This window comes from Sporosarcina sp. P2, assembly GCF_002743255.1.
GTDB lineage: Bacteria > Bacillota > Bacilli > Bacillales_A > Planococcaceae > Sporosarcina.
Window position 1 is genome coordinate 1 of record NZ_PDYY01000009.1, and the last position, 19,774, is coordinate 19,774.

Sequence of the window (19,774 nt, forward strand, 5' to 3'; positions counted from 1 at the left end):
TATTATCACGTTACGAAACTTTGCGTCATCAATCTTAATTGAACCGCCGTATACCGAACGGTACGTACGGTGGTGTGAGAGGTCGGGAGTTAATCACTCCCTCCTACTCGATTGAATCCATTCCAGTTGCCGGTACAAGATTGAATTTGGAATAGTGTGCCGGAGAAGGAACAGAAAGGTGTCATGTACTTTTATCCTCGGAGTAGACGGCGATAAGTAAGACTGCCTCATCTTCTCCGATGTTTTTTACAAAGTGAGGTACGCTAGCATTCCAACTAAATGAATCGCCTTCCTCTGCAATAACAGAATCTTCGCCTTGTTCAGCAAGAACCGTGCCTTTTAGTACGACATGGCTCTCTTCACCTTCGTGGGCGATCGCTTCACCGGTCGATGTACCGGGTGGTAATTCAACGTGCATCATTCGCAGACCACTTTGCGTAGTAATATGTTCAATTTTTATACCGTTAAACGTTGTGTATACCCGATCAGCTTTCCTAATGACTTTCATATGCTTCTTTTTCTCTAGCAGCAAATAAGGAAGCGGGACGTCTAGAAAGCGAGCGATTTCTTGCAACGTATTAAGGGAGGGGGATGTATTATCATTTTCGATGTTGCTTATAAACCCTTTTGAAAGTCCTATTTGTTCGCTCATCTGTGCGATGGTTATTTTCTTTCTTTTCCGTATATCTCGTATTTTTGAGCCGATTTCCACATGGATCCCTCCAAGAGTATTGTTATGTATGTATATAATAGCACAACTATCTTGACGCTATCTTTCATTTGATGTTATCCTATAGAGAATTAATATTCACATGCGAATATTAAAAAATGAGTTAAATACTCACAATAAATATATTGACGTGATGCAAGAAAGAATAGTAAGTGTTATGAAGTAAATATATGTTTATAGATATATTTATTTTAGAGAAGCGAGGAGGTATGTGTAAACCAAGTATTTTACGATGCTGAAAATCAGATGAAATAGGATAAATAATTATTTTTTTTACAATTAATGTTCACCTATAGAGATATAATATCCTTAAAGAGATATAATAGTAACTTGAAATGATGCCAACCAGTTTAAATATGATCTTCAAAGTCCAAACTCATAGAAGTAAACTTTGGTATTGATCGAGTGATATGTAATAGGAAGCGGATAAAAATTTAGATTACGCACATTAGAAACGATACAAGATAGAAGAGGGAGATTATAAAAATGAAAAACTTTCATAATAAACCTAATACATTTGTTGGACAAGTTAATATAAATGTAATGAATTTGGATGTAGCTCTTGAATTTTACCAACAGGTTATCGGATTTCAAGTACTGGAGCAAACAAATCGAAAAGCGGTTTTAACAGCAGACGGAAAAACAGGATTATTAACGATTGAACAGCCGGTTGATGTACTGCCCAAGGAGGAAAGGAGATCTGGTTTATTCCACTTTGCACTTTTGTTACCGACAAGGGCTGACTTATCCGCCTTTTTACGCCATTTATCTAAGACAGGTTCTCGATTCGGAGCATCGGATCACCTGGTAAGTGAAGCACTCTACATTTCGGATCCAGACGGAAATGGTATTGAAGTGTATATAGATCGGCCATCTTCTGAATGGAGTTGGTCTAATGGAGAAGTCAAGATGGTGTCTGACCCATTGGATGGGGAAAGTCTTCTGGCAGTAAGTGATTTGGAATGGAACGGGTTGCCGGCTGATACGATAATGGGCCACATTCATTTGCATGTAGCCGATCTTCAAAAGACAGAAGAATTTTACACGAGGGGACTAGGTTTTACAGTTGTAAGCCATTATCCTCAAGCTATTTTTATTTCAACGGGCGATTATCATCATCATATTGCCTTAAATACATGGCAAGGAGTAGGTGCTCCCAAACCACAGAAAAATAGTGTGGGTATAAATTGGTACTCGCTTGTTTTCCCAGACGAAGCTGAAAGATCGAAAGTAATGGAACAATTACAGAACCTAGGTATTTCGTATACGGTTGAAGGTGAGTTGTTTGTGATTGAAGATCCATCAGGAAATAAAATTCAATTAACCGTGTAAATTTCCACACTTATCCCGCCTCAAACGAAGAGCCCCAATTCGCAGATGAATTGGGGCTCTTCGTATTTATTATTGAAATGCGTTTTGTACTAGTAACCTAAGACATTAACCTCGAAAGCACTTGCTTTTTTTACGCATGTTATTTTGGTTCAAGCGAAATCAAACGCTTTTTGCCTGCGTACATTCCACTTATAAATAGTATGGTTGCGACAACTATGAAGGTATATAGTGGCGCTGTCCATGAACCCGTAAAGTCATGAAGAATACCGAACAACACAGGACCAATAGACGCGAGTAAATAGCCAATCGACTGCGCCATTCCGGAAATTGAAGCTGCCTGGTCTGGTGTATGGGTACGTAAAGTGAAGAACATCATAGCGAGGCCGAATGCTGAACCGCCTCCTAGTCCGATGAAAATCATCCAAAGTGCAGTCAGGCTTTCGCTTCCGAATTGTACACCACCATAGCCAATTACATAACAAGCGAAAACAGCTACGACCAGAACACGTTGATCACGTACTTTATCCGCAACCACTGGTATGATAAACATCATAGGCAATTGTGCGAGTTGGACAAGGGCTAACATCCATCCAGCAGCATCAGCAGTCATGCCATTTGTTTGCAACACAACTGGAATCCATGAAGCTGTCGTATAAAATAGGAACGATTGCAGTCCCATGAAAACTGTGATGCTCCAGGCTAGTGGCGAGCGCCAAATAGGCCTAGCAGGTCCCGTCTTCTTGTTTTTCTGAACTGTTTTGATAACCTCTTTCTTTTTACGTATTTGAGGAATCCATACGATAATAGCTAACAATGTAATGACTCCCCAAATTCCTAGAGCACCTTGCCAGCCGTAGACAGTTTCATTGGCGATTGGAGAAGCGATACCAGAAGCTAGCGTTGCAGATATACTCATAGAAACAGAGTACAACCCTGTCATTAATCCAATATGGAAGGGAAAGCTCAGTTTAAGAAGGCTTGGTAATAAGACGTTTGCAAAGGCAATTCCGACACCAATTAAAAATGTGCCGATCAGTAGCAAGATACTATTGCCGACAGAACGCATGACAATTCCTATTAGTAAAATAATCATTGCATAGAAAAGTGTTCGCGACATGCCAAACCGTTTTGCAATGCGTGGTGTAAAAGGTGATACAATGGCAAATGCCAGTAGTGGGATTGTCGTTAGAAATCCAGCCAATGAATTGGAGATTTGCAGTTGATCGCGAATGTTTCCAATAATAGGTCCGACAGAAGTTAGTGGAGAACGGATGGTAGCAGCTAAAAATAAAATACCCACTAACAGCACCCACTGACTTTTAGGGAAATGTAAATGTTTGCTTGGTCGTTCTGTTTCCATCATGAAGCCTCCTGTATTCCTTGAAGATTGTTCTGAGAAGTATATCGCTGAATCAGCAGAAAGGAGATTCCTTTATGGAGTACTTACTCATAGTCTTTGTAAATGTTATCACACCGATGCTCATTTTATTAGCAATTGGCGTGTTTTTACAAATAAAGTTTACTTTTAATGTTAAGGCGTTAGGGAATATTCTTACATACTGTCTAATACCTGCCGCTGTGTTTATGAACTTATATCATACTGTTATTGATATAGACATCCTACTCGATGTATTAATGTTTGTCGTATTATTCACATCCGCTTTAATAATTACTGGCCATATATTTAGTAAATTCTTGCGTTTAAACCGCCAGCAAACCGCCGTAATGAAAAACAGTATTGTGTTGATCAATTCTGGAAACTATGGATTACCCGTCAGTCAGCTAGTCTTTCATGCCAATCCACTCGGAGTGTCCATTCAGATCGTGTTGATTGTCTATCAGAACTTACTGACGTACTCGTATGGATTGTATAATCTCGTGTCTTCCACGCAATCGGGAAAAGACATCGTGAAGCAGTTTCTTCGAATGCCGATTATTCATGCATTGTGGCTAGGTGCTGTGCTCAATTTAACAAATATCCACCTGCCACAATTTATCGAGTTGCCGATTAGTCATTTATCGGATGCTTTCATCGCCATTGCGCTCATTACACTAGGCGCGCAGTTAGCGCAGATTAAGGTGAAAACGCTATGGAACCGTTTGATCTACCTAAGCGCTATCGGCAGACTCATTATTTCACCAACTGTGGCGTTGCTGTTGATTTTACTGTTAAGAATAGACGGTGTCACGGCCCAGTCACTCTGGATCGCCAGCTCATTTCCAACGTCAAGGAACAGCTCAACGCTGGCATTGGAATATGATGTAGAGTCTGAGCTAGCAGCCCAGATCGTCCTGTTCAATACCGTAGCTAGTAGCTTTACAGTAGGCGTAGTAATTTATCTTTCCTCACTATTTTTCGGGTAAGTAAAAAACGGGGAGTTTATTACAAAGAGAGTCTGGCGTGGGTGTTGGTAAGCGATTGGCACTACTGAGGAGACGCTTCAATCCAATGCCTTCTCTTGGAATTACTATTTATCCCAATTCACGCCGACTTTTTGTCAAGAATATGTCCATGTGCTTGCCAGCTTGAAGCTATCAAACTAATTGGCAAATATTCGTATTGAAAATTTGTCGAATCATGCTATACTGTTAGCATTCAGTTAAATAAGACTCATATAATCACGGGGATATGGCCCGTAAGTTTCTACCGGTTTACCGAAAATAGACCGACTATGGGGAGAATGAAAAGCAGCTTTCTTTGTCGTTCGACAAGAAATTGCTTTTTCATTTTTAAAAGCGTACATGCCGCTCTCTCATAGTTGTTATATGGGAGTATGGCATATACGCTTTTTTTATTCGGAAAAATGAAGGGAGCACAACGGTGTGGAGTTGTTAAAAAACAAGATTCGACAAGAAGGTAAAGTATTATCGGAAGAGGTATTAAAAGTAGATTCTTTTTTGAATCATCAAATTGATCCATTACTGATGCAGGAAATCGGAAAAGAGTTTGTTAAACGATTTAGCGATCAAAACATCACGAGAATCATCACGATTGAATCTTCAGGTATTGCTCCAGCGACAATGGCGGGAATGATATTGGGCGTTCCGGTAGTGTTTGCCAGAAAACGTAAATCACTTACATTGACGGATCATTTATACTCCGCGAAAGTGTATTCTTTCACTAAGAAAGAATCGAATGATATTTCGGTTTCTAAAGATTTTATTTCAAATGAAGATACGGTTTTGCTCATTGATGATTTCCTTGCGAATGGACAAGCTGCACTCGGACTCATAGATATCGCAAAACAAGCAGGTGCGACTATCGCTGGTGTTGGTATTGTCATCGAAAAATGCTTCCAACCAGGTGGAGATTTGATTCGTAAAGAAGGTGTACGTTTAGAGTCACTGGCTGAGCTTCAGTCACTGAAAAACGGTCAAGTCCAATTCGTCGGGGAGGAAAATAACGGATGAAAACAACACTGCTAGGTTTTCAGCATTTACTAGCTATGTATGCAGGCGCGGTATTGGTACCGCTTATTGTGGGGAATGCCATAGGGTTAACTCCCACACAGCTGACATATCTTGTTTCAATTGATATTTTAATGTGTGGTATCGCTACATTGTTGCAAATTTCACGTAATAAATATTTTGGTGTTGGTCTACCTGTCGTCCTTGGGTGTACGTTCACAGCTGTAGGCCCTATGATTTTGATCGGCAATGATTATGGAATTTCGGCCATTTACGGTGCAGTTATTGCTTCGGGCGTAATCATTTTCTTCATTAGCCGCTTCTTCGGGAGTCTTGTGAAATTCTTCCCTCCAATCGTTACGGGTTCTGTCGTAACAATTATTGGAATCACATTGATTCCTGTTGCGATCAATAATATGGGTGGCGGACAAGGGGCTGAAGACTTTGGCTCAATGACAAATATTTTACTTTCATTTGGAACGTTATTATTCATTGTCTTACTGTTCCGATTCACTTCAGGTTTTATGCAGTCTATCGCTATTTTGTTGGGATTAGTCGTGGGTACGATCGCGGCGATATTCCTCGGCATCGTAGATTTTTCCAATGTACAAGATGCTTCTTATGTTCATATGGTCATGCCGTTTTATCTAGCAACACCTACGTTCCATTTGCTACCGATTGCCATTATGACATTGGTTGCGATGGTGTCACTCGTAGAATCCACCGGAGTATACTTTGCGCTCGGTGATATTTGTGAAAAAGAAATCGATCAAAAAATGTTGGAAAGCGGCTATCGTGCAGAAGGTTTAGCTTCCATTATTGGAGGTATTTTCAACGCATTTCCTTACACGACATTTTCACAAAACGTGGGTTTAATGCAATTATCTGGTGTGAAGTCACGCCGTGTAATATTGGTTACCGCGATCATGCTGATTTCTTTAGGATTCTTGCCGAAAGTAGCCGCTCTTGCAACGATTGTTCCTGCGGCAGTACTTGGGGGGGCTATGGTTGCTATGTTCGGAATGGTTGTTTCTCAAGGAATTAAGATGTTGAGTCCTGTTATTTCAAAAACTCAAGATAATGCAATGATCGTAGCGTGTTCTATCGGGATCGGACTTGGCGTTTCGGTTGTACCGGATCTATTCAAGGAATTGCCAGAAAGTGTACAGATCTTAACAAGTAATGGGATTGTACTCGGAAGTATTACGGCTATCTTCTTAAATATAATTTTCAATATGCTGCCTTCAAAAAAGAAGCAAGCGGTCGAACAAGCACGTCAAGCGGAGACTACGTCACGTAGCATTAAAGAAGGATCATCTTCTGTCTTGGTCAGTGCAACAGCTAATCATAAATAACAAAAAAAGAGCAACTGCTTTTTTGCAGTTGCTCTTTTTGTTATTTTATACGCGATGCTGATCATATAGATGTTGCTCTGTTTTGTTTGTTACCATCGTCAGCAATTGTGGATCGATTGGCGTGTCATAAGCTCTTAATGACTCCCGAAGCTGTTGTTGTGTTCTAGCACCAATCAAAGCAGAGGCCACAGCAGGCTCTTTAAGTGCAAAGGCAAGAGCGTATGCATGTAAGTCGTTTGTTCCCTCCGAAAGCGATTGAATTGTCTGCTGTAACTCAGACGATGTGTAAGAAACGAAGCCACTCATTTTCTTCGCACGGTCCATGCCTTCATTCGTCAGTAGGCCTTTTGCTAGTATTCCTCTCGTGACAACAGATGCACCTTTTTCCGTAATCATAGAAAAATATTCTTCAGGACGTCGATCGAGCAAGCTATACTGCATCATGACAGAAACTGCATGGCTAGTATTCAGGAAACGTTCGATGACAGTGGGGCGGATACTTGAGATACCGTATTCACGTATGATGCCTTCTTTCTTTAATGTTTCAAACGCCTCGATTGTTTCTTCAGCATCATCTTCCATCGTACCACCGTGAAGTTGGTACAAATCGATATAATCGAGTTGTAATCGTCGTAAACTTTGTTTTACAGCGTTCATTATATAGGCTTTTGAAGGATCCCATGTCCAGGAATCTTCCCCATTCCACTTGTTACCGACTTTCGTCGCGATGATCAACTCTTGACGTTTTTCCTTCAATACTTTTCCTATAAGTTCTTCATTTATTCCTCTATCATACAGATCGGCTGTATCGAAATAGTTGATGCCATGATCCACTGCTTCATCGAGTACGGAACGAGCCGCTTCAAGTTCAGTCGGTAATGACATGCACCCTAATCCAAGTTGGGAAACAAGTAAATTACTAGAACCTATTGTACGCTTCTTCATGTGCTTCACTCCTTTGGTTTCATGGTACAATGAAAACGGGATATAAAACCAATGGAAAGGGTTGAGTGCTGGATGAAGTTTGAAGAAATTACCCTCTCAACAGAACAAATTTTTACAGGTAAAATCATTTCGGTGCAAGTAGACGAAGTAGAATTGCCTGATGGAAAACTAGCAAAAAGAGAATTAGTAAAACATCCAGGAGCCGTGGCGATTATCGCCTTGACTGAAGATAAAAAGCTCGTGTTAGTTGAACAGTACAGAAAGCCTTTGGAACGAACGATGCTAGAAATACCTGCGGGAAAGATTGAGCTTGGGGAAGAACCTAAACTGACGGCAATTCGTGAACTGGAAGAAGAGACAGGTTACCGTGCTAATTCATTCGAATATTTGCAGACTTTCTCAACTTCACCAGGCTTCGCGGATGAAATCATTCATTTATATGTGGCAAAAGAGCTTGAGAAAGTGGAACAGCCTGCGACAGGGGATGAAGATGAATTCATTGAAGTACTCGAAGTAACCGTTGAAGAGGCAGAGGAATTGATTGCGAATGAAAGGATTTATGATGCCAAGACGGTTGCGGCTGTCTGGTATGTAAAAAACCTATAAAGGATTGAGCTATTTCTGGACGGACAAGCATATGTTATAGAAACGATGCGGAGGTGTCCTATTTATGGCTCGATCATTGTCTTTTGTATATTTATTCGTTATACTCGCAATTAGTTATATAGGAGGGGCTTTATTATTCAGAGAGTGGCCGATCACGTCACTAGAGCAGGTCATTGGTTTATATGATCAACGTGTGGTGAAGGGATCTGAAGCGGCTTTGTGGTCGCCTGTTGTGGTGACATTGAGCTTTATTCTGTTAGCCATCATTCTGTCTAAGTATAAAAGAGTCCGTTTTATCACTATGTTTCTCGGTGCAATTAAATGTGCTTTTTTTGGTCTGTCATCCACATATTTATTGTCGACAGGCTTAAAAATGGTATCCTATACGATTTGGTGGTTTCCATTTCAATTAATCAGCTGTTTGTTGTTTTTGATTTTATGTTCGGTGTTTAACCCGCCATTTTTCGCAACACCGGCCAGCAAGAAAGATCGTCCATTAACTGCTGTGCCTCCATTAATTGCATTATTGTTCATCACACAGATACTGGAACTATCGATCTTTCATTTTATTAAGTAATATCCACTACACACTATAATGAACTGAACCTTTCCTTTCTATTGTCATCTGGAACGACAGTTTGGTATAATGGAAACAATTTGAGGGGGGCGTCGTATGGAAAGCCGAATCGAACGAATCAAGAAGCAATTGCACGGGGCCAGCTACAAGTTGACGCCTCAGCGTGAAGCGACTGTAGCAGTTCTTCTGGAAAATGAAGAAGACCATTTAAGTGCAGAAGACGTATTTTTGCTAGTAAAAGAAAAAGCTCCAGATATTGGTCTGGCGACTGTATATCGTACATTAGAATTATTAACTGAACTAAAAGTTGTCGATAAAATTAATTTTGGCGATGGGGTAGCACGTTATGATTTACGAGAAGAAGGTGCTGCAAGGTTCCACCATCACTTAATTTGTCTGGAATGTGGAACGGTTGATGAAATTCAGGAAGATTTGCTTGGCGAAGTAGAAAAGGTCGTGGAAGGTCGTTATGGTTTTACAGTCAAAGATCATTGGCTGACGTTCCATGGAATTTGTAAACGTTGTAAAACGAAAGACGAAGAGAAAGAACAAGAAGACAATGGGATGGCCTAAGCGCTGTCCTTTTTTACTTTTTACAAAAGAAAGGAGGAAAGTCTATGAAAGATGCGCAGTTTGCGTTAGAAGATTATGTGCACTTTTTAACAGTTGAAAGACAATTAGCCCAAAATACGGTGAAGTCGTATCAACGCGACCTGATAGCCTATATACGTTTTATCGCGAGTTTAAACTTAGAAACTGTTAATTCTATCGAACGCGCGATGGTTCTACAGTATTTGCAGGAGTTGAAAGATAGTGGTAAATCTAGTCGTACCCTTTCCCGGCACATTTCCTCCATTCGTTCATTCCATCAATTTTTAGTGAGAGAACAAATCACGACACATGATTGCACAATTCATATCGAATTGCCTAAAATCGAACAAAAGTTGCCAGATGTCCTCTCTATACCCGAGATTGAACGATTGATCCAGGCCGTTGATGGCAATACTTCACAAGGTATGCGCGATATTGCATTGCTTGAATTGTTATATGGGACTGGAATGCGGGTAAGTGAATTGATAGCGATTGATTTGGCTGATCTTCATTTGACCATGGGTTTTGTGCGGGTATTTGGAAAAGGTAGCAAAGAGCGAATAGTACCACTTGGACGTTCTGCAATCGATGCCTGTACGTTGTATTTAAATGAGGGGCGTCCTAAGTTCGTCAGTGATACGGAAGCCTTGTTCCTCAACATGCATGGCAGACGGCTGACGAGACAAGGCTGTTGGAAGATCTTGAAAGAAGCAGGAGTGAAGGCGGGAATTCAGAAAGTCATTTCACCGCATTTATTGCGTCACTCATTTGCCACACATTTGATTGAAAATGGGGCTGACTTGCGCGCCGTTCAGGAAATGCTCGGACATGCCGATATTTCCACAACGCAACTTTACACGCATGTCAGCAAAAAACGCTTGAAAGATGTCTACAGTCAATATCATCCGAGAGCGTAAACTACTATTACTGGAGGTTTTTATATGAAGAAATTTCGTTATAACCGTATTCATTTAATCGTACTTGACTCAGTAGGGATCGGTGAAGCACCTGATGCTGAAGCTTTTGGTGATGTTGGCGCTAATACGCTTGGACATATCGGTGAAGAGATGGATGGACTGAACCTACCAAACTTGGAACGTCTCGGTCTGGCGAATATTGCACCGATTAAAGGACTTGCACCTCAAAAAGAAGCGCAAGGATATTACACAAAAATGCAAGAAGCATCTGTCGGTAAAGATACGATGACAGGTCACTGGGAAATCATGGGCTTGCGTATCGATGATGCATTCAAAGTGTATCCAAATGGTTTTCCAAAAGAATTAATAGATGAATTGGAGTTGAAAACGGGTAGAAAAATCATCGGAAATAAACCAGCAAGCGGTACGGAAATCATCGAAGAACTAGGCGAAGAGCATATGAAGACAGGCGCTCTCATTGTTTACACGTCTGGTGACCCTGTACTGCAAATTGCTGCACATGAAGAAATTATTTCGATTGAAGAGCAATATCGGATTTGTGAAATTGCCAGAGAACTTACGTTGCAACCTGAATTTTTAGTAGGTCGCGTGATTGCACGTCCGTTTATTGGGGAACCGGGTACATTTACTCGAACTACAAATCGTCATGATTATGCATTGAAGCCATTTGGGAAAACGGTAATGAATGAATTGCAGGATAAAGGCTTTGACGTAATCGCCATCGGTAAAATTGCTGATATTTACAATGGTGAGGGCGTGACGGAAGCAGTCCGGACAACAGGAAACATGGACGGTGTAGATAAGCTAGTTTCGGTGATGGAAAAAGAGTTTGAAGGCCTCAGTTTCGTTAATCTCGTAGACTTTGATGCATTATATGGTCACCGTCGCGATCCGATTGGTTACGGTAAGGCACTTGAAGAATTTGATGCACGTTTGCCTGAAATTATCGATGCCATGCAACCAGACGATTTACTGATCATCACAGCAGACCACGGGAATGACCCGGTTCATGAAGGAACGGATCATACAAGAGAATATGTACCGTTACTCGTCTATTCCCCTTCAAATAAAGGAGCAGGGCAATTGCCCATCCGTAAAACGTTCTCTGACGTCGGAGCGACAATTGCCGAGAACTTCCAAGTAGAAATGCCTGAACATGGTGAGAGTTTCTTGTCTGCATTGGTGAAGGAGGACTAATTGTATGCTGCGCATGGTAGATATCATTGAAAACAAGCGAGACGGAAAAGAACTAACTAAAGAACAGATTGAGTTTTTTGTGATGGGTTATACAGATGGCTCAATCCCTGATTATCAGGCGAGTGCTTTCTTGATGGCCATTTACTTTAAGGGGATGACTACAGAAGAACAAAGCTATTTAACGATGGCCATGGCGGAGTCTGGTGATCAAATCGATTTATCTGCAATTGAAGGAGTGAAGGTAGACAAACACTCAACGGGCGGAGTAGGAGATACTACGACACTGATCTTAGCACCACTTGTCGCAGCATGCGGTGTACCGGTTGCTAAAATGAGTGGTCGAGGACTAGGCCATACAGGTGGCACACTGGATAAGCTTGAAGCAATTGACGGCTTCCACGTAGAGATTTCAACGGAACAATTTATTCAACAGGTCAATGATTTGAAGATCGCTGTAATTGGCCAAAGTGGTAATTTGACGCCAGCCGATAAAAAACTATATGCGTTGAGGGATGTCACAGCGACCGTCAACAGCATTCCGCTGATTGCAAGCTCTATCATGAGTAAAAAGCTAGCGGCGGGCGCAGATGCTATCGTATTAGACGTCAAGACAGGCGCGGGAGCCTTTATGAAAACAGTAGAAGAATCAAAACGACTGGCAGATGCCATGACTGCGATCGGAAATGAAGTGGGAAGAAACACAAGTGCTGTTATTTCGGATATGAGCCAACCACTAGGATTTGCTATAGGTAATGCACTTGAAGTAAGGGAAGCTATTGATACACTACAAGGAAAAGGTCCAGCCGATCTAACGGAGTTGTGTGTAGTTCTGGGTAGCAAGATGTTGCTTGCAGCGAATAAAGCAGAAACTGAAGAAGACGCACGCAAACAATTGCAGAACGTCGTAGAAAATGGTGACGCACTGCGCTTGTTCGGCGAGTTAATCAAAGCACAAGGCGGCAACGAAAAAATTATAGAGAATACCAATCTATTGCCGCAAGCACAGTATCAAATTGAAGTTCCGGCTAGTAAAAGTGGCTATGTATCCATGATTGATGCCGATGAAATAGGCGTAGCTGCCATGCTTCTCGGCGCCGGTCGTGCAACAAAAGAAGACGTCATAGATCTTGCGGTTGGGATTGTGCTGCGCAAGAAAATAGGTGACTTTGTAGAAATTGGGGAGACACTTGCTATTCTCCATGCAAACACGGAACAAGTGGATGAATCGATCAAATTACTGCAAACTCATATGCATATCACAAAGGAAAAAACTGAAGCACCACCGCTTATACATTCCTTATACTGAATAAAAGCCATGTGCCTGAAGCACACCAAGAAATTGGTTCTTCCAGGGCGCATGGCTTTTTTGTCGTTCATGTGTAAAAACAAATTCAACTGTACATACTCTTGTGTAGCTCGAGGTAGGAGCGTAGGAGAGGCTCGCTGTGAATTCAGTGCAAGGCTAACGGGTATCTTTAGCTAGTCAGTGAAGAATGTATATTCGTGTTATTCCAATTAAACGCGGCACTTCAGTTGCTAGTAAGTGAAAGACAGCGAGTGCATAGAAGAGATCTAACTGCTTCGCACTTTCTCCAAAATGCCGTTCTTTGTGGCAGCGTTTTAGAGAGGTTAGCTTGAACGCTGTGAACCTATGGAAGGGTCCGCTTGGAACGTTGATTAATACTTACCAACCCATTTAATTTCTGTCACAACGTAAGAAGTTTTAGGGACAGCTGACTAGTTTTGTCAAAACTAAAGGATGACCGTTCTAAATGTGCGACAATGCCTTCATGAAGGAGGCGTATCTACACATGTCAACTATTACACAACTGGAAAATGGCATTGTCTTAATCACGCTAGCAGGAGAACTCGATAACCACGAAGCCAATCAAATTAGAGAAGAAGTATCTACCGCTATATTCACGGGAAAGACGCGTGCAATCATCTGGGACCTCTACCAACTAGGCTTCATGGACAGCGCAGGGATCGGACTTATTCTTGGAAGAATGCGCGATCTAGTTCCTGTTAACGGAGAAACGCTCATATTGAATCCATCTCCGACAATGCAGAAACTATTTCAATTTTCGGGTCTTGGTGATGTCGTCAGAATATGTACAGTCGAAGAAGCAATCGACGAAATCGGAGGGGTTGTACATGAAAAATGAAATGACCTTGTCGTTTCTAGCGATAGAACAAAATGAAGCACTTGCCAGAATGGCACTCACCTGTTTTATTGCACCATTGGATCCGACACTGGAAGAAATTTCGGAATTTAAAACAATTGTTTCGGAAGCTGTTACGAATGCTATTATCCACGGTTACGAATGCGATGGTAAAAGTATGGTGAAGATCCATGCGTCAATTGATGACCGCTCAGTTAAAATGACGGTCACAGATGAGGGAATGGGTATCTTTGACATTGAGCAAGCAATGGAGCCGATGTTTACGACCAAACCACAAATGGAGCGCTCCGGTATGGGCTTTACGATTATGGAAAGTTTCTCGGACGGTATCCGTGTAGATTCTACCCTTGGAAATGGGACAATCGTGACATTTGAGAAGAATTTTTCTCCGGTCACAGAAGTAAGTAGAATGAGGTGACGTATGGAAGCATCTGTTGAGAAGCAACACGCTCTATTGTCACAAGAAAAAATGCGAGAACTCATCAAAGAATCACAAGCGGGTGACAAAGAAGCTAGGCGAATGATGGTAGAAGGCAATACAAGACTTGTGTGGTCCATCGTTCAACGCTTTGCTTCGCGTGGTGCGGATTTAGAAGATTTATTTCAAATAGGCTGTATTGGCTTGATGAAATCAATAGATAAGTTCGATTTATCCTATGAGGTGAAGTTTTCAACGTATGCTGTACCGATGATTGTGGGAGAAATACAACGTTATTTACGTGATGATGGAATGGTGAAAGTAGGCCGTACCATTCGTGAGTTAAGTTATAAAATTCGTCATGCAACCGATGATTTCTTTAAGAAAAATGGACGTTCACCCTCCATTTCAGAAATGGCGGAAATATTAGAAGTAAAACAAGAAGATATTATCCTAGCCTCTGATGCGCTCCGTGATCCTGCCTCGTTGCATGAACAATTGTATGAGAGTGACGGAGACAGCCTGACGTTAATGGATCAACTGCGAGACGATAGATCAGAGAGGGTATTCGACCATATTCCGTTACGGGATGTCATTACTCGGTTGAATAAACGTGATCAGACGATCATTTATATGCGCTATTATTTAGATTACACACAAAGTGATATTGCGAAACGTATTGGAATATCACAAGTACAAGTATCACGGTTGGAAAAGAAAATTCTAGCTCAAATGAAAACATGGATGGGCGCAGATGCCGAAGAAGCGCTCGAGAAGGTGAGGAGACCGTAATTTGACCGATACACTATTTACGTCCATACGAGAAGGGGAAAGGTGGTTCATCAACCAGTTTGGCAAAGACGAAACATATGATGCGACTAAACGGTTGATCCACCTATGGGATAAAGAAATACTTCTTCTGTATATGAACGGTTTAGTGGATGGAGTGGTCTTAACAACTTTAATGACAGAAATGCAGTATCGTAATGATTTATATACTAGTGAAGATGTGGAAAACATTGACCGTGCAATGATGGATTATTTTCCGTATCATTCGGTGGAAATCGTCAAGGATGAAGATCAACTCGCGAAAGTTATTTTAAGTGGGTTAGCTGTATTCATTATGAAAGATGGTTTCACATTCGCACTTGATGTGCGGTCATACCCAGGCAGAAATCCTGAAGAACCTGATACGGAAAAAGTCATACGAGGCTCAAGAGACGGTTTTACGGAAAACATCCTGACGAACACCGCATTAGTTCGAAGACGTTTACGTACAACGGAACTACGATTTGAAATGCATGAGACGTCCGTAAAAGGCAAAACGGACATTGCCATTGCCTTCATGAAAGGCGCCGCTAATGAAGGGCATTTAAATTTTGTGCGGGAGCGACTGGATGCATTGAAAACTGATGGCTTGACGATGACCGATAAATCACTCGAGGAATTTCTATTTAAACAAGGATTTCATCCGATGCCGTTCGTTCGGTATACGGAACGTGCGGATATATGTGCGGCGCATTTACTCGAAGGACATATTGCGATCATCGTGGATACGTCTCCTTCCGTCATTTTAGTACCTGTTACGCTTGTGCATCATCTGCAACATGCGGAAGAATATAGACAAGCGCCTTTGATAGGTACTTTCATCCGGATGGTGCGCTTCATAGGGACATTTTTAAGTCTAGTGATGTTGCCGTTTTGGTATTTGATGTCAGTCGAAAATCAATTCGTTCCAGAAGCAATCAAGTATATCGGTCCGAATGAATGGGGAGAAGTTCCGTTATTTGTCCAATTGTTAATAGCTGATGTCGGTATAGAAGTGTTGCGGATGGCCGCAATCCATACACCTACACCGCTGTCGACCGCGATGGGACTCGTTGCTGCTATCGTCATTGGGCAAGTGGCGATTGACGTAGGCTTGTTCTCTTCGGAAGTGGTTTTATACGTGGCGGTCAGTGCTATTTTAACATTTGCCATTCCGTCATTTGAATTAAGTATTACGACAAAAGTGTTCAGGGTTTTCTTGTTAGTTTCCACAGCGTTACTAGGGGCCCCGGGCTTTTTCATAGCACTTGCTGTAATTTACTATTATTTATGTTCATTAAAACCGATGGATGTGCCATATTTGTGGCCGTTCACTCCATTCTTCCCGAAAGCTTTGTTGCGTGTGTTGATTCGTTTCCCTATGACAATCGACGATCCACGGCCGTTTATCACGGAATCGCCGAACCGTGATAGAATGTCATAGGACGATTTAGACATTCCGCATGTCGTTGCCACTTCCCGTCTTTTTGTGATAAAGTTATCTGAAAGAATTCGGGAGGGGTATGGGACATGCATCTTTATGGAACACAGGCAGTGAATGAAAACGGTCATCTGACAATCGGTGGAGTGGACGTTTCAGAACTGGCTACACAATACGGAACACCGGTTATGGTCTATGATACAGAGTTATTCAAAGAGCGTGCGCAGGCATTTAAAGAAACTTTTGAAAAAAAAGATATTAAAGCACAAGTTGCGTATGCGAGTAAAGCCTTTTCTTCAATCGCGATTTATCAACTGGCAGAACAGCAAGGATTGTCTCTTGATGTTGTTTCAGGTGGAGAATTGTATACGGCTGTAGCCGCAGGATTCCCACGTGAGCGGATTCATTTCCATGGCAATAATAAAAGCAGAGAAGAACTAGTATATGCATTTGAAGAGAAAATTGGATGCATCGTAGTCGACAATTTCTTAGAAATCGACATGATCAAAGAAATTGCGGACGAGCGAAAGCAAACAATGAATGTCTTAATCCGTGTAACACCGGGCATTGAAGCACATACACACGACTATATTACTACAGGTCAGGAAGATTCAAAGTTTGGTTTTGATTTGAAAAATGGTCAAACGAATCAAGCATTCCTAGTTTTGCACGATCATCAATATATTCATTTCCTTGGCATGCATTGTCATATAGGCTCGCAGATTTTTGAAACCGATGCATTCAAATTTGCAGCAGAAGTGTTGATGGAAAGAATGGTTGAGTGGCGAAAGAATTATCAATTTATCTGTCCGGTCTTAAATCTGGGTGGAGGATTTGGTATTCGCTATACTGAAGAAGATACGCCGCTTGAGCCAGCTGTCTATGTAGAGGAAATGGCAGATGTAGTGAAAAAGATGGCAGAGGAATATGAATATCCAATTCCTGAAATTTGGATTGAACCCGGCCGCTCGCTTGTCGGAGATGCAGGAACGACCATTTATTCTGCTGGCAGCACGAAAGTTGTGCCGGGTGTCCGTACATACGTAGCAGTAGATGGCGGAATGTCTGATAATATTCGCCCGGCTTTATATGACGCGCACTATTCTAGTGCACTTGCGAACCGGATGAACGAACCACATGACCAGCAATGGACAGTTGCAGGGAAGTGCTGTGAGTCAGGTGATAAGTTAATTGAAAAAGCCCATTTGCCCAAAGTGGAAACCGGTGATTTACTAGCTGTCTTTTGTACAGGAGCCTACACGTACTCCATGGCCAGCAATTATAACCGTTTGCCTCGACCTGCCGTTGTCTTTGTAGAAAAAGGGCAACATCAGTTAGTGGTAAGACGCGAAACTTACGAAGACATCATTAAATTAGACCTTCCGTTGCAATCAGATGTGAAGGAGAGTTTCTGATGAAAAAGAAAAATGTCATTCTTTTCGTTTCAATTGTTGCGATGGCTATAATTTGGGGAGTCATCTATTGGTATTTTGTTGTTCCTGTAATTGATCCGCGTTATAAATAATGCGCGAGTTGAAGAAAACGGTGTAATGGTGTAAACTGTACAAAGGATTTCTGAAAAGAAGGGGTTACTATTGAATCTTATTCGATTTAAGAAGGCACAAGAGAAAATTGCTATGGGCTTTTTATCTTATATCCCTAGTGAGAAGATGTTATGCAAATTACAAGAGACTGTTCAGCAATATCTGTGTGACGAACAGTGGCAGCTATTTCTTTACAAAGAAGCAGAAGATTACATCGGATTAATAGGGGTAGAAGTCAACGACCATGACAAGGTGTACACTATTCAGCATATTTCGGTCAACCCATCTTTTCGTGGAGAAGGAATTGCCTTTAAGATGGTGAAGGAATTGCAGGAGATCTATCCAGGATACGGCTGTAAAAGCACGGACTTTACAGAGCCATTTATACAAAGTTGTTTAAGAAAAGAAGAAGGCGCAGATCTTTAACGGCTGCCCTTCTTCTTTTCTTCACGTTGTAAAAGAATATCTGACCTGTCTCGTTGCATATGCTTATGAATAACAGACGTGCTGTTTTTAGGTAGTAATACCATCCGTGGCTTGGATTTCTCTGCTTCCACTTGCAACCCTGGAGAGATTGGAAGCTGGAATGAATAGAAATCTTCACCTGTTTCAATGCGTGTAAGACAATGCTCTAGCTGCATGATGATTTCAGCAATAGACACTTCTTTAAGATAGTCATCAAATTGTACAGGCATCTCGCGGAAGCGTGTGATGGCTTTGTTCAAAGTACGCGAAGCACCTGCTGTATTTCCTCTGCGCCAATGATATAATCCAGTAGCCATAAGAATATAGCCTGTTAGCGGATGGTCTTTTGAAAAGTTCTCTTGTTCTTTCCAATATTCCTCCAGCACTTCATGGCACTCGAAATAATCTTGATTGTCATTGAAATACACAATAAACTGTAGAAAAAGAGGATGGTAGTAAGGGTGCATCCGAATCATTCCTTTCTGGTTAGGTAGGTTGGTGAAAATGAGTTATAGTGTAAAACTCGAAGTCTTCGAAGGACCGCTTGATCTGTTATTGCATTTGATCAATCGGCTCGAAATTGATATTTATGACATCCCCATGGCGGAGCTAACACAGCAGTACATAGAACATTTGCATGCCATGCGCGTTCTTCGATTGGATGAATTAAGTGAATACCTTGTACTGGCAGCGACGTTGCTTGAAGTAAAAAGCAAAATGCTGTTGCCGGTCAATGAAGAAGAAGCGTTCATCGAAGAATTCGGTTATGAGGAAGACCCGCGTGAAGAATTGATTGCTCGATTAATGGAATATCGAAAGTTTAAAGAAGCGGCCAACTCTCTTCGTGAATCCGCAGCATATCGCGATGAGCATTTCACCAAGGAGCCTGAAGACTTAACGGATTATGGTGAACCGCTTGTAACCGAGACGGAAGATCAGCTAAATGTTTTTGACTTGATTGGTGCATTTCAGAAAATGCTACACAGAAAGAAACTCAAGCTGCCTCTTACAGCGAGTATAACAAAATCTGAACAATCTGTCGGGGATAAGATGTCATCGATCATGAGTAAGTTAGAACTATGTGGTGGAGAATGTGATTTCCATGCACTTTTTGAAACGACAACTGTACCTGAGCTCGTATTAACATTTTTATCATTGCTCGAACTAATGAAATTGCAAGAAGTGAAAGTACGACAAAGTAATAATTTTGAAGAATTACGAATCTCGTTGATCTGAA

21 protein-coding genes and 1 riboswitch are annotated in these 19,774 nt (G+C 41.5%); of the genes, 17 read left to right on the top strand and 4 right to left on the bottom strand.

Translation table 11 applies throughout. The annotated features are described in order from the left end of the window. Positions 1 to 181: 181 nt before the first annotated feature. Positions 182 to 712: a helix-turn-helix domain-containing protein gene (locus CSV67_RS10325; RefSeq protein ID WP_099631515.1), complete on the bottom strand. Its 531-nt coding sequence runs from the start codon at positions 710 to 712 to the stop codon at positions 182 to 184. Positions 713 to 1,216: 504 nt separating this feature from the next. Here CSV67_RS10325 and CSV67_RS10330 point away from each other — a divergent pair. Next, complete coding sequence (locus CSV67_RS10330; protein ID WP_099631516.1) at positions 1,217 to 2,062, top strand: VOC family protein; 846 nt, start codon at positions 1,217 to 1,219, stop codon at positions 2,060 to 2,062. 139 nt (positions 2,063 to 2,201) lie between these two features. Here CSV67_RS10330 and CSV67_RS10335 read toward each other — a convergent pair whose 3' ends face one another. Beyond that, entirely contained in the window at positions 2,202 to 3,422 is a 1,221-nt protein-coding gene (locus CSV67_RS10335; RefSeq protein WP_099631517.1) for a CynX/NimT family MFS transporter, read from the bottom strand. 74 nt (positions 3,423 to 3,496) lie between these two features. On the opposite strand from CSV67_RS10335, the gene CSV67_RS10340 reads away from it, so the two are divergent. From CSV67_RS10340 to CSV67_RS10350, 3 genes are all read left to right on the top strand, one after another. Beyond that, positions 3,497 to 4,426, top strand: a complete 930-nt coding sequence (locus CSV67_RS10340; RefSeq protein ID WP_099631518.1) for an AEC family transporter — start codon at positions 3,497 to 3,499, stop codon at positions 4,424 to 4,426. Positions 4,427 to 4,653: 227 nt separating this feature from the next. Then, a riboswitch (purine riboswitch) is annotated at positions 4,654 to 4,755 on the top strand. Positions 4,756 to 4,885: 130 nt separating this feature from the next. Then, on the top strand, positions 4,886 to 5,473 hold the full coding sequence (locus CSV67_RS10345; protein ID WP_029053093.1) for a xanthine phosphoribosyltransferase: 588 nt from the start codon (positions 4,886 to 4,888) through the stop codon (positions 5,471 to 5,473). Continuing rightward, positions 5,470 to 6,825 (top strand): nucleobase:cation symporter-2 family protein, encoded by a 1,356-nt coding sequence (locus CSV67_RS10350; RefSeq protein ID WP_099631519.1) that lies wholly within the window; start codon positions 5,470 to 5,472, stop codon positions 6,823 to 6,825. The genes CSV67_RS10345 and CSV67_RS10350 overlap by 4 nt, the downstream gene beginning before the upstream one ends. Before the next feature lie 45 nt (positions 6,826 to 6,870). On the opposite strand, the gene CSV67_RS10355 is transcribed toward CSV67_RS10350, so the two are convergent. Then, on the bottom strand, positions 6,871 to 7,770 hold the full coding sequence (locus CSV67_RS10355; RefSeq protein WP_099631520.1) for an aldo/keto reductase: 900 nt from the start codon (positions 7,768 to 7,770) through the stop codon (positions 6,871 to 6,873). Between the two features lie 72 nt (positions 7,771 to 7,842). Here CSV67_RS10355 and CSV67_RS10360 point away from each other — a divergent pair, with 72 nt between their 5' ends. The 12 genes from CSV67_RS10360 to CSV67_RS10415 all read left to right on the top strand — a co-directional run bounded on the left by CSV67_RS10360 (position 7,843) and on the right by CSV67_RS10415 (position 18,498). Next, complete coding sequence (locus CSV67_RS10360; RefSeq protein WP_099631521.1) at positions 7,843 to 8,376, top strand: NUDIX hydrolase; 534 nt, start codon at positions 7,843 to 7,845, stop codon at positions 8,374 to 8,376. A 64-nt stretch (positions 8,377 to 8,440) separates the two neighbouring features. Then, complete coding sequence (locus CSV67_RS10365; RefSeq protein WP_099631522.1) at positions 8,441 to 8,953, top strand: hypothetical protein; 513 nt, start codon at positions 8,441 to 8,443, stop codon at positions 8,951 to 8,953. A 96-nt stretch (positions 8,954 to 9,049) separates the two neighbouring features. Next, positions 9,050 to 9,526 (top strand): ferric iron uptake transcriptional regulator, encoded by a 477-nt coding sequence (fur, locus tag CSV67_RS10370; protein WP_099631523.1) that lies wholly within the window; start codon positions 9,050 to 9,052, stop codon positions 9,524 to 9,526. Between the two features lie 44 nt (positions 9,527 to 9,570). Then, a complete protein-coding gene (gene xerD / locus CSV67_RS10375; protein WP_099631524.1) occupies positions 9,571 to 10,461 on the top strand; it encodes a site-specific tyrosine recombinase XerD in 891 nt (296 codons plus the stop codon). A 24-nt stretch (positions 10,462 to 10,485) separates the two neighbouring features. Further along, complete coding sequence (deoB, locus tag CSV67_RS10380; RefSeq protein WP_099631525.1) at positions 10,486 to 11,679, top strand: phosphopentomutase; 1,194 nt, start codon at positions 10,486 to 10,488, stop codon at positions 11,677 to 11,679. 7 nt (positions 11,680 to 11,686) lie between these two features. Beyond that, the gene (locus tag CSV67_RS10385; protein ID WP_099631655.1) at positions 11,687 to 12,985 is read left to right on the top strand and encodes a pyrimidine-nucleoside phosphorylase; all 1,299 of its coding nucleotides are present in this window, start codon (positions 11,687 to 11,689) and stop codon (positions 12,983 to 12,985) included. Positions 12,986 to 13,490: 505 nt separating this feature from the next. Beyond that, positions 13,491 to 13,844: an STAS domain-containing protein gene (locus CSV67_RS10390; protein WP_233189525.1), complete on the top strand. Its 354-nt coding sequence runs from the start codon at positions 13,491 to 13,493 to the stop codon at positions 13,842 to 13,844. Then, entirely contained in the window at positions 13,834 to 14,280 is a 447-nt protein-coding gene (gene spoIIAB, locus CSV67_RS10395) for an anti-sigma F factor (protein WP_099631527.1), read from the top strand. Before CSV67_RS10390 ends, spoIIAB begins: the two co-directional genes overlap by 11 nt. A gap of 3 nt (positions 14,281 to 14,283) precedes the next feature. Beyond that, a complete protein-coding gene (locus CSV67_RS10400; RefSeq protein WP_099631528.1) occupies positions 14,284 to 15,072 on the top strand; it encodes a SigF/SigG family RNA polymerase sporulation sigma factor in 789 nt (262 codons plus the stop codon). A 1-nt stretch (position 15,073) separates the two neighbouring features. Continuing rightward, complete coding sequence (locus CSV67_RS10405) at positions 15,074 to 16,531, top strand: spore germination protein (RefSeq protein ID WP_099631529.1); 1,458 nt, start codon at positions 15,074 to 15,076, stop codon at positions 16,529 to 16,531. 86 nt (positions 16,532 to 16,617) lie between these two features. Continuing rightward, complete coding sequence (gene lysA, locus CSV67_RS10410) at positions 16,618 to 17,943, top strand: diaminopimelate decarboxylase (RefSeq protein WP_099631530.1); 1,326 nt, start codon at positions 16,618 to 16,620, stop codon at positions 17,941 to 17,943. Positions 17,944 to 18,123: 180 nt separating this feature from the next. Then, the gene (locus CSV67_RS10415; RefSeq protein ID WP_233192595.1) at positions 18,124 to 18,498 is read left to right on the top strand and encodes a GNAT family N-acetyltransferase; all 375 of its coding nucleotides are present in this window, start codon (positions 18,124 to 18,126) and stop codon (positions 18,496 to 18,498) included. Here the strand turns inward: CSV67_RS10415 and CSV67_RS10420 are convergent. Beyond that, the gene (locus tag CSV67_RS10420; protein WP_099631531.1) at positions 18,495 to 19,004 is read right to left on the bottom strand and encodes a DUF309 domain-containing protein; all 510 of its coding nucleotides are present in this window, start codon (positions 19,002 to 19,004) and stop codon (positions 18,495 to 18,497) included. The two genes, CSV67_RS10415 and CSV67_RS10420, sit on opposite strands and share 4 nt — an antisense overlap. A gap of 37 nt (positions 19,005 to 19,041) precedes the next feature. Between CSV67_RS10420 and CSV67_RS10425 the strand changes: the two genes are divergently transcribed. Beyond that, on the top strand, positions 19,042 to 19,773 hold the full coding sequence (locus tag CSV67_RS10425) for a segregation/condensation protein A (protein WP_099631532.1): 732 nt from the start codon (positions 19,042 to 19,044) through the stop codon (positions 19,771 to 19,773). The last annotated feature ends 1 nt before the right edge of the window (position 19,774 follow it).

Bases quoted from the DNA above. Each gene is read 5' to 3' on its own strand.
- CSV67_RS10330 (WP_099631516.1), top strand. From the start codon at position 1,217: ATGAAAAACTTTCATAATAAACCTAATACATTTGTTGGACAAGTTAAT.
- CSV67_RS10335 (WP_099631517.1), bottom strand. From the start codon at position 3,422: ATGGAAACAGAACGACCAAGCAAACATTTACATTTCCCTAAAAGTCAG.
- CSV67_RS10340 (WP_099631518.1), top strand. From the start codon at position 3,497: ATGGAGTACTTACTCATAGTCTTTGTAAATGTTATCACACCGATGCTC.
- CSV67_RS10350 (WP_099631519.1), top strand. From the start codon at position 5,470: ATGAAAACAACACTGCTAGGTTTTCAGCATTTACTAGCTATGTATGCA.
- CSV67_RS10355 (WP_099631520.1), bottom strand. From the start codon at position 7,770: ATGAAGAAGCGTACAATAGGTTCTAGTAATTTACTTGTTTCCCAACTT.
- CSV67_RS10360 (WP_099631521.1), top strand. From the start codon at position 7,843: ATGAAGTTTGAAGAAATTACCCTCTCAACAGAACAAATTTTTACAGGT.
- CSV67_RS10365 (WP_099631522.1), top strand. From the start codon at position 8,441: ATGGCTCGATCATTGTCTTTTGTATATTTATTCGTTATACTCGCAATT.
- fur (WP_099631523.1), top strand. From the start codon at position 9,050: ATGGAAAGCCGAATCGAACGAATCAAGAAGCAATTGCACGGGGCCAGC.
- xerD (WP_099631524.1), top strand. From the start codon at position 9,571: ATGAAAGATGCGCAGTTTGCGTTAGAAGATTATGTGCACTTTTTAACA.
- deoB (WP_099631525.1), top strand. From the start codon at position 10,486: ATGAAGAAATTTCGTTATAACCGTATTCATTTAATCGTACTTGACTCA.
- CSV67_RS10390 (WP_233189525.1), top strand. From the start codon at position 13,491: ATGTCAACTATTACACAACTGGAAAATGGCATTGTCTTAATCACGCTA.
- spoIIAB (WP_099631527.1), top strand. From the start codon at position 13,834: ATGAAAAATGAAATGACCTTGTCGTTTCTAGCGATAGAACAAAATGAA.
- CSV67_RS10400 (WP_099631528.1), top strand. From the start codon at position 14,284: ATGGAAGCATCTGTTGAGAAGCAACACGCTCTATTGTCACAAGAAAAA.
- lysA (WP_099631530.1), top strand. From the start codon at position 16,618: ATGCATCTTTATGGAACACAGGCAGTGAATGAAAACGGTCATCTGACA.
- CSV67_RS10420 (WP_099631531.1), bottom strand. From the start codon at position 19,004: ATGCACCCTTACTACCATCCTCTTTTTCTACAGTTTATTGTGTATTTC.
- CSV67_RS10425 (WP_099631532.1), top strand. From the start codon at position 19,042: ATGAGTTATAGTGTAAAACTCGAAGTCTTCGAAGGACCGCTTGATCTG.